Genomic DNA, 8,300 nt, shown 5'->3' on the forward strand with positions numbered 1-8,300 from the left:
GTGGAGGTGGTGCTGCAGGCCGATGCTCCTGCCACGAGGGCGGCGCCCACCGTGAGTCCGAGGCAGCGGAGCGCCGCGCGGCGGTCGAGGGTCATGGGTCGGTCCTTCCGGCGGTCCGAGGATCAGTGGAGGGGACACGGGCGGGGCCGCGGCGCCGTGACACCGCGGCCCTGTGCCCGATCAGCCCGCGACGCGCGGGAGCTTGGTCGGGGGCTGGGTGACGCCTGGCTTCCCCACCGGGGTCTTCGGCTTCGAGGTACCCGGGCCGGGGGTGCTCTTCCCCGAGTGGCGGTCGGGGTTCGCCACCTCCTCCAGCTCCGACCCGTCGTTCGCACTGCACCCGGCCGCGAGCAGCTGTCGAGCGCTCTCCGGCGTGAGGTGTCCGTCCTTGCCGTACACCGGTGTCGGCTTCGTACCCTTCGTGCAGGTGAACCCGTCACCGGCCGGCCGCTGCTGGCGCTGCTGCACGGGACGCTGCTGCACCTGACGCTGCTGCACCGGGCGCTGCTGCTGCGAGGACGTCGGTCGGTCCGCACCTGCGCGGTCCGGTTCGCCGTGTGCCGTGAGCGGGGCGAGGACGACCCCGCCGACGAGGGCGAGCCCGGCCGTGGTGGCGAGGATGGTCTTCTTGATGCTGTTCACGATGTGCTCCGTTCGGTCTGTCGGCGGTCTCTCCGTCGACATGAACAGTGAAGCGCTGGAACATCACATGTCGGACCGTCCGGACGGACGGTTCCGTACCCCGCCATCCGGACGAGTCGACGCCCGGTTCCCCGCCCGTGGGTGGTTCCGGACGGGAGGCGCGGCTCGGCTACTGCGCGCGACGCGCCTGCCAGCGTCCCGCGGTCCGCTCGATGGTGAGCGGGAAGGCGAAGGCGTGCGACACCGCGTCGGACGTGACGACCTGGTCCGCGGGGCCCTGTGCCACCACGGCACCGTCGCGCAGCAGCATCGCGTGCGAGGTCGACGCGGGGAGGTCCTCGAGGTGATGCGTGACCATCACGCTGCCGAGGTCCGGGTGCCGCTGCCGGAGCGCGTCGACCGTCTCGAGCAGGTGTTCGCGCGCGGCGACGTCGAGGCCGGTGGCCGGCTCGTCGAGGAGCAGCAGACGCGGCTCGCTCATGAGCGCGCGGGCGATGAGGGCGCGACCGCGCTCTCCCTGGGACAGCACCGGCCAGCGGGAGTCGACCCGCGCCTCCAGTCCGACGTCAGCGACGTGCCGGCGCGCGGTGGCGACCTGGTCCGCGCTCGGTTCCCACCGCATCATGAGGTCGGTCGTGCCGGTCAGTCCGGTGAGCACGGTCTCGAGCACCGTCAGCGGCGAGAGCATGCGGTGTCGCGGGTCGACGTGCCCGATGTGCTCGCGGAGCTCCCGGACGTCGACGCGACCGAGCCGACGTCCGAGCAGCTCGACGGTGCCCGCCGTCGGGTGCCCGGTCGCACCGAGCACGGCGAGCAGGGTCGACTTGCCCGCGCCGTTCGGACCCAGCAGCGCCCAGTGCTCGCCGCTGCGGACGGTCAGCGACACGTCGTGCAGCAGGTCCCGCCCGGAGCGGGTGACGCGGAGGGCTTCGGTTCTGAGCAGGACGTCGGTCACCCGGCCAGTCTGCCCGGTCGAGGCGCCCGTCCGGGTGCCGCGGCCCGCTCGTGTCAGGCGGTCGCGTCGGCGTCGGCGTTCGCGTGCGACGCCCGGATCTCCGCCATGTGCTCGGCCATCGCCCGGGACATGCCGCGGATCACGGCACCGGCAGCCTCGCCGTCGCGGGCCTTGACCGCCGCACGGAACGAGTCGAGCCCGTGCTTGACGTCCCAGAACACGAACTCCGGCTGCCCGATGCGCACGAACTTCGCGCGGTTGACGATGCCCTCGGCGGTCTTGACGAGCAGCTCGTTGCCCGAGTGTGCGACGAGGAACGCGATGAGCGCGTCGACGTCGTCGTTCAGGGCACGGTCCTCGGCGTCGGCGTGCTTGCGGGCCTGGTCGAGGAGCTTGCCGAGATGCTTGACCGCGGCGTCGTCGAGCTTCGGCACGGCCCAGCGGGCGGCGAGTTCGGCGAACCCGAAGAGCAGCTGGAACGCGTCGTCGTACTGCTCACGGGTCGGCGAGGCGACGCGCGTGTAGCGGTTGGCCTCCATCTCGACGAGCCCGTAGTCGACGAGCTTCGCGATCGCCTCGCGGATGGGCGTGCGACTGACCCCGAGCCACGCGACGAGCTCGTCGTCGTTGAGGCGCTCTCCGGCCTGCAGGGTGCCGTCCTGGATCGCGGCGAGCATCTTCTCGAGCACGACGTCGCGCAGGAGCTTCCGGGGGGACGACTCGACCGACGACTTGGGTACCGGCATGGCTGCTCCTCACAGGTTCGGGTGTTCCGTGTGCCAAACCTAGCGTGTTACTTGGCAAGCGTTCGGGAAATCACCTGGAAGGGAAACAGGTCAGCGTCGGAGGTCGACCACCGTCCGGCCGTGCACCCGGCCCGCCACCACCTCGGCACCGACCGCGATCGCGTGCTCGAGGTCGACCGTGCGGGTGACGTCTGCGAGCAGTGCCGGGTCGAGGTCGGTCGCGAGCCGCTCCCACGCCTGCTGGCGCAGCGGCAGGGGGGCCTCGACCGAGTTGATGCCGAGCAGGGACACCGCGCGGAGGATGAACGGCATCACCGAGGTCGGCAGCGCCGAGTCCTGCGCGAGCCCGCAGGCCGTGACCGCGCCGCCCCACTTCGTCGCCGCGAGCACGTTCGCGAGGGTCGCACCGCCGACACTGTCCACGGCGCCGGCCCAGGTCGCGCGCTGCAGCGGCCGGCCGAGCTCGGCGATCGCCGCACGGTCGACCACGTCCGACGCGCCGAGGGCCCGGAGCGACGACTCGTTCGCCCGGCGCCCGGTCGAGGCGGTCACCCGGTACCCGCGCGCGGCGAGCAGGGCGATCGCCACCGTGCCGACGCCGCCGGAGGCCCCGGTGACGAGCACCGGTCCGTCCTCGGGGGAGACCGTCCGTTCCAGGGCGAGGACGGAGAGCATCGCGGTGAAGCCCGCGGTGCCGATGGCCGCCGCGAGGGAGTCCTCGATCGTGTCCGGCAGCACGACGAGGGACCCGCTCGGGACGACCGCGTGCTCGGCCCATCCGCCGTGCCGTGTCTCCCCGAGGCCCGCGCCGTTGCACACCACCCGGTCGCCGATCGCGACGTCGTGGACCCCGGGGCCGAGCGCTGACACCGTGCCGACGACGTCGATCCCCGGGACGAGCGGGTCGATGCGGGCGACGCCGGGGTTGCCCGCCAGGGCGAGCCCGTCCTTGTAGTTCACGCTGGAGTACGTGACGTCGACCGTGGCCTCGCGCTCGGCGGGGTCGGGGAGGTCGACCTGCGTGACCGCGGGCGGGGTGGAACGGGAGACGAGGACTGCGCGCGTCATGCGTCGGACGCTACCCCGTGCCTCCCGGCCGGGCGCTCGTTCGTTCCCAGAACGGGTGCGATGCCTGGCGGAACCGGGCGTACCTGGTGGTTCCAACCGACCAGGTACGCCCGGTTCCGCCAGGTACGCCCGGGTCGACCCGGCGCGCCCGCCGCCTGCGGCCTCAGCCGAACATGATGGCGGCTTCGTCGTAGCGCGCCTGCGGCACCGTCTTCAGCTCGCCCAGGGCGTCCTCGAACGAGACGTGCACGATCTCCGTGCCCTGGAGCGCGACCATCCGGCCCCAGCGTCCCTCGACCACGGAGTCGATCGCCGCGAGCCCGAGCCGCGTCGACAGCACCCGGTCGTACGCGGTCGGCGTCCCGCCGCGCTGGATGTGCCCCAGCGTGGTGGCTCGGGTCTCGATGCCCGTCATCTCCTCGATCATCGGCGCGAGGCGCTCGCCGATCCCGCCCAGACGCGGACGCCCGAACGCGTCGAGACCGCGCTCGGTGTGCGCGTTGTCCTCGTGGTCCGGCACGAAGCCCTCGGCGACGACCACGAGCGGCGCCCGCCCGCGGTCGTAGGCGGCCCGCACCCAGGCTGCGATCTGCTCCATGCTCGTCTTCTGCTCGGGGATGAGGATCGCGTGCGCGCCCGCGGCCATGCCGGAGTGCAGTGCGATCCAGCCCACGTGTCGGCCCATGACCTCGGCGACCATGCAGCGCGAGTGCGACTCACCGGTGGTGCGGAGGCGGTCCATGGCCTCGGTGGCGATCGCGACGGCGGTGTCGAAGCCGAACGTGTAGTCGGTCGCGCCCAGGTCGTTGTCGACGGTCTTCGGCACGCCGACGATCTTCAGGCCGGCGTCGGTCAGGCGCTTGGCGGCGGCCAGGGTGCCCTCGCCGCCGATCGCCACGATGGCGTCGATGCCGTGCCGTTCGAGGGTCTTCGTGATGTTCTCGACGCCGCCGTTCGGCCCCTCGAAGGGGTTCGTCCGGCTCGTGCCGAGGATGGTGCCGCCCTGCTTCGCGATGCCCTGGATGTCCTTCCGGCCGAGGGGCACGATGTCCCCGTCGACGACACCTCGCCAGCCGTCACGGAACCCGACGAACTCGTGGCCGTGGATCGCGATGCCCTTGAGCACGATGGCGCGGATGACCGCGTTGAGGCCGGGGCAGTCGCCTCCGGAGGTGAGGATGCCGATGCGCACGGAGACTCCAACGTCGTCGGGTTGCGGGGACCTCCCCATCATGTCTGACGGTGGTGTGGCATTACCATCCCCGTGTGTCCCTGCCGTCCTCCGTCACGTCCGGCACGTCCGGTGCGTCCGGTCGGCGTCCGGGTGCGTCCGGCCGGGGTGGCGGGGCGGGCCGCGCCACCGCTGTGGCCGTCCGCGTCGACACCGTGTACCGGCCTGGAGGCGCGGTGGACGTCCGCGCGACCCTCCGGCCCCTGCAGCGCGGCTCCGGCGACCCCGCCTTCCAGGTGGTCGGGTCCGACACGTGGCTCGCGCTGCGCACGCCGGCCGGGGCGGCCTCGGTGCTGGTCCGCCGCGCGGGTACCGACGCGATCGCGGTCTCGGCGTGGGGTGACGGTGCCGCGTGGGCGGTGACCCACGCGCCGGACCTGCTCGGACGCGACGACGACTGGTCCGAGCTCGACGTCAGCGCCCATGCCTTCCTGGCCGAGGCCAGACACCGGCAGCCGGGGTTACGGCTGCTCCGGACGAACACCGTCGTCGCGATGCTCGTGCCGGCGATCATGGAGCAGAAGGTGACCTCTCGGCAGGCCTGGCGCGCCTGGCGGTACCTGCTCCGGCGCTTCGGCGAACCGGCACCCGGTCCGGCGCCCGCGGAGATGTTCGTCCCGCCGGCCCCCGAGCAGTGGGCGCGGATCCCGAGCTGGGAGTGGCACAAGGCGGGCATCGAGCCCGGGCGTTCGGCAACGGTGATGCGGGCGGTCAAGGTCGCGCCGGCGCTCGAGCGGACGCTGGCACTCGGCCGCGGCGGTGCGGTCGTGTCGCAGCGGCTGCAGTCGGTCCCGGGCATCGGGCAGTGGACCGCCGCCGAGACGGCGCAGCGGGCGCACGGGGACCCGGACTCGCCGAGCGTCGGGGACTACCACGTGCCGGCGCTCGTCGGGTGGGCGCTGACCGGCGGTCCGGTGGACGACGAGGGGATGCTCGAGCTGCTCGAACCCTGGCGCGGGCACCGCGAACGGGTCGTCCGGCTGATCGGGGGCTCGGGGTTCCGGAAGCCGGCGTTCGGCCCGCGGATGACGATCCAGGACCACCGCTGGCACTGAGGCCGGACAGGGGCGCAGCCGCGTCGTAGGCTCCACGTGAGAACCGATCTCACGAAGGAGGAACCATGTCGGACCCGAACACCACCCCCGCCGCCGAGGCCGAGGAGCACCGCGTCGCCGAGCACGACGTCGCCGACCACGACCACGAGCAGGACGGCGGCGAGCACGAGACCGTCGAGCACGGCGACCACGTCGACTTCGTGCACGACGGCCACCGGCACGCCCGTCACGAGGACCACTACGACGAGCACTGAGCGTCGCTGACGCGACCGACGACGGCCGGGAGGCTCGTGGCGGAGCCGCCACGTGCCTCCCGGCCGCTCCCCGTGCGGTCGCACGCCTCCTACGCTGGCCCCATGACGACGATCATCCGCTCCGCTCGATCATGCGATGCGGATGCCGTCGAGCGGATCGAGAACGACGCGGACCAGCTGTTGATCGATCACCTCCACGCTGACGTCTGGGCTCCGGCTGCACACGGCAGCGCGCGGCTCGCGGAGTCCGGCTTCCTGCTCGTCGCCGAGGTCGAGGGTGAGATCGCCGGCTTCGTGCACGTGCTCGAGGTCGACGGCACCTGTCACCTGGAGCAGCTCTCGGTCCGCCCGGTGTCCTCGCGGCGGGGACTCGGTCGGGCGCTCGTGGAGGCCGCGAAGAACCGAGCCCGCGAGCGTGGGTACGACCGGATCTCCCTCCGCACCTACGCGGACGTGCCGTGGAACGCGCCCTTCTACGCAACGGTCGGCTTCCTCGAGGAGGAGCCCGCCACGCCCTTCCACCGGTCGCTGATCGAGGCCGAGGCGCAGCACGGTCTCGATCGGTACGGGCGGCGGGTGCAGATGAGCGCACCCCTCGGGAACCCGCGTCCGTAGGAGCTGCGTCGATCGTCTGATGATCTACGGGTGCCGGGTGCCCTCTCCCGCCAGCACCGCGCGGTAGCCGTCGCGGAACGTCGGGTACCGCGGCTCCCAACCGGTCGAGCGGAGCAGGGCGTTCGCGAGTCGCTTGTCCCCGCCCGCCTGCCGTCCCTCGGGCTCCGCGACCGGCGGCTGCTCGACACCGAGCTCGTTCGCCAGGAACGTCAGGACGTCGTCGAGCCGGACCGGTTCGTCGTCGGTCCCGAGGTACGTCGGCGCAGGGTCGTCCACGGTCGCCAGGTGCACGAGCGCTGCGGCGGCATCGTCCCGGTGGATGCGGTTCGTGTGCGGCGAGGTGCCGGACGACCGCCTGGCCTGCCCGGACCGCACCTGGTCGATCAGTCGCTCGCGCCCGGGCCCGTAGATGCCGGACAGCCGGACGAGCACGGCCTCGCGTGCCCGGTCGCGCAGCAGTGCCTCGGCCTCGAGCAGGACGCCCGCGGTCGGGGTGCTCGCGCGGGCCGGGGTGTCCTCCGTGACCTCACTGCCGTCCTCCACGTCGTAGACCGCGGTCGAGGACACGACGATCACGCGCGGCGAGGCGCCGGACGCCGCGATGCCGTCGAGCACGTTCCGCAGCCCGTCGACGTAGGTCGCGCGGTACTCGTCGACATCGCGGGACCCGGCGGCGAAGGCCACCACGACCACGCCCGTGTCCGCGTCGATCGACGGCACCTCGTGTCGGAGGTCGACACTCCGACCGGTGATCGGCGCGGGGATGCGCTCGGCGTGACGGCGGAGTCCGGTGACCGGGTGGCCGAGCGCCGCGAAGCGCAGGCCGGCCTCGGTGCCGAGGTCGCCGCAGCCGGCGATGACGACGGGGGAGTGGTGCTGCATGCTCCGAGCTTGTCAGGTGCTGGTCGGAGCGGCCCGAGCGGGTGCCCGGGCCGCGGCGGTCAGACCTGCTCGTTGTCGGGCGACTCGGGCTCGCCGCCGGAGTCGACGTCGCTGTCCTGCTGCGGGTCCTCGGTCGCGTTGCCGGTGGACGAGCCGTCGGGCAGGTCCTCGGTGCGCTGGAACTCGCTCTCGGGGGCGTCCGTGGAGCCGTCGGTCGGGGTGGTCTCGTGCTGCTGGTCGCTCATGGGGCGCACGCTACGCGGGAGCGCCTCCACCGCCGTCCGGGAGCACCCGGGAGGCTGTGATCGTCAACGCGGCGGCAGTGGACGCAGTTCACCCCAGGCGAAGCGGCTCTCGGCGATGAAGTCCTGCAGGTCGCTCTGCACGTCGGCGACGAGCTGGTCGACACCACCCTCGATCCGCAGCGAGCTCGAGCCGCCGTCCTCCCTCCGGATCCGCCAGCGCACCATCGCGCTGCCCTCGATCACGACGTCGTCGTCCTGCAGGGGAGTGAGCTCCATGTCCCCCCGTGTCGATGAGGAACAGCTGCAGTGTGGCGGCCTCGTGCGGGTGCAGCATCGCGAGCACAGCGGGTCGGATCACCGCGAGGACGTCGCGGACCTCCATGATCTCGGGCACGGTCGGAGCGTACTGCTGTGCAGTGGGCCACCTGCCCGTCCCCCGAGTTTGTAACGGAGAGGTAACGAACCCGAACTCACCCAAACCCTTCGGCCGAGGGCGTCGAAACACTGTCACAAGCCGGGAAACACCCGGAGCGCTCACCAGCCGCAGGTAGCTGGTTCTCCACCCCTGTTCGGGGTGTGTTCGGCGCGCACTCAGGGAATCGCGCCG

At 72.5% G+C, this 8,300-nt stretch carries 11 protein-coding genes; 3 read left to right on the forward strand and 8 right to left on the reverse strand.

All coding sequences use genetic code 11. From position 1 onward, the window contains the following. Positions 1–180: 180 nt before the first annotated feature. The 5 genes from ACIPEQ_RS16325 to ACIPEQ_RS16345 all read right to left on the reverse strand — a co-directional run bounded on the left by ACIPEQ_RS16325 (position 181) and on the right by ACIPEQ_RS16345 (position 4,603). On the reverse strand, positions 181–642 hold the full coding sequence (locus tag ACIPEQ_RS16325; protein ID WP_402715981.1) for a hypothetical protein: 462 nt from the start codon (positions 640–642) through the stop codon (positions 181–183). Between the two features lie 169 nt (positions 643–811). After that, positions 812–1,597 carry an ABC transporter ATP-binding protein gene (locus ACIPEQ_RS16330; protein WP_402715982.1) on the reverse strand — a complete coding sequence of 262 codons (786 nt, stop codon included), beginning with the start codon at positions 1,595–1,597 and terminating at the stop codon, positions 812–814. A 53-nt stretch (positions 1,598–1,650) separates the two neighbouring features. Beyond that, entirely contained in the window at positions 1,651–2,343 is a 693-nt protein-coding gene (locus ACIPEQ_RS16335) for a GntR family transcriptional regulator (protein ID WP_402715983.1), read from the reverse strand. Between the two features lie 90 nt (positions 2,344–2,433). Continuing rightward, positions 2,434–3,411 carry an MDR family oxidoreductase gene (locus tag ACIPEQ_RS16340; protein WP_402715984.1) on the reverse strand — a complete coding sequence of 326 codons (978 nt, stop codon included), beginning with the start codon at positions 3,409–3,411 and terminating at the stop codon, positions 2,434–2,436. A 163-nt stretch (positions 3,412–3,574) separates the two neighbouring features. Then, positions 3,575–4,603 (reverse strand): 6-phosphofructokinase, encoded by a 1,029-nt coding sequence (locus ACIPEQ_RS16345; RefSeq protein WP_126892122.1) that lies wholly within the window; start codon positions 4,601–4,603, stop codon positions 3,575–3,577. A gap of 173 nt (positions 4,604–4,776) precedes the next feature. Here ACIPEQ_RS16345 and ACIPEQ_RS16350 point away from each other — a divergent pair, with 173 nt between their 5' ends. The 3 genes from ACIPEQ_RS16350 (at position 4,777) to ACIPEQ_RS16360 (ending at position 6,566) form a co-directional block, all read left to right on the forward strand. Beyond that, on the forward strand, positions 4,777–5,697 hold the full coding sequence (locus tag ACIPEQ_RS16350; protein WP_402715989.1) for a DNA-3-methyladenine glycosylase family protein: 921 nt from the start codon (positions 4,777–4,779) through the stop codon (positions 5,695–5,697). 65 nt (positions 5,698–5,762) lie between these two features. Continuing rightward, a complete protein-coding gene (locus tag ACIPEQ_RS16355) occupies positions 5,763–5,951 on the forward strand; it encodes a hypothetical protein (protein WP_058750533.1) in 189 nt (62 codons plus the stop codon). Between the two features lie 102 nt (positions 5,952–6,053). After that, entirely contained in the window at positions 6,054–6,566 is a 513-nt protein-coding gene (locus ACIPEQ_RS16360) for a GNAT family N-acetyltransferase (protein ID WP_402715985.1), read from the forward strand. Positions 6,567–6,590: 24 nt separating this feature from the next. Here the strand turns inward: ACIPEQ_RS16360 and ACIPEQ_RS16365 are convergent, their stop codons facing one another. The 3 genes from ACIPEQ_RS16365 to ACIPEQ_RS16375 all read right to left on the reverse strand — a co-directional run bounded on the left by ACIPEQ_RS16365 (position 6,591) and on the right by ACIPEQ_RS16375 (position 7,969). Beyond that, entirely contained in the window at positions 6,591–7,448 is an 858-nt protein-coding gene (locus ACIPEQ_RS16365) for an NAD(P)H-binding protein (protein WP_402715986.1), read from the reverse strand. Between the two features lie 59 nt (positions 7,449–7,507). Continuing rightward, entirely contained in the window at positions 7,508–7,693 is a 186-nt protein-coding gene (locus ACIPEQ_RS16370; protein ID WP_126892119.1) for a hypothetical protein, read from the reverse strand. Positions 7,694–7,756: 63 nt separating this feature from the next. After that, positions 7,757–7,969, reverse strand: a complete 213-nt coding sequence (locus tag ACIPEQ_RS16375; protein WP_402715987.1) for a hypothetical protein — start codon at positions 7,967–7,969, stop codon at positions 7,757–7,759. Between the last annotated feature and the right edge of the window lie 331 nt (positions 7,970–8,300).

It is taken from the genome of Curtobacterium sp. NPDC087080 (genome assembly GCF_044745105.1).
Taxonomy (GTDB): domain Bacteria; phylum Actinomycetota; class Actinomycetes; order Actinomycetales; family Microbacteriaceae; genus Curtobacterium.

Bases quoted from the DNA above. Each gene is read 5' to 3' on its own strand.
- ACIPEQ_RS16335 (WP_402715983.1), bottom strand. From the start codon at position 2,343: ATGCCGGTACCCAAGTCGTCGGTCGAGTCGTCCCCCCGGAAGCTCCTG.
- ACIPEQ_RS16340 (WP_402715984.1), bottom strand. From the start codon at position 3,411: ATGACGCGCGCAGTCCTCGTCTCCCGTTCCACCCCGCCCGCGGTCACG.
- ACIPEQ_RS16355 (WP_058750533.1), top strand. From the start codon at position 5,763: ATGTCGGACCCGAACACCACCCCCGCCGCCGAGGCCGAGGAGCACCGC.
- ACIPEQ_RS16360 (WP_402715985.1), top strand. From the start codon at position 6,054: ATGACGACGATCATCCGCTCCGCTCGATCATGCGATGCGGATGCCGTC.
- ACIPEQ_RS16365 (WP_402715986.1), bottom strand. From the start codon at position 7,448: ATGCAGCACCACTCCCCCGTCGTCATCGCCGGCTGCGGCGACCTCGGC.
- ACIPEQ_RS16370 (WP_126892119.1), bottom strand. From the start codon at position 7,693: ATGAGCGACCAGCAGCACGAGACCACCCCGACCGACGGCTCCACGGAC.
- ACIPEQ_RS16375 (WP_402715987.1), bottom strand. From the start codon at position 7,969: ATGGAGCTCACTCCCCTGCAGGACGACGACGTCGTGATCGAGGGCAGC.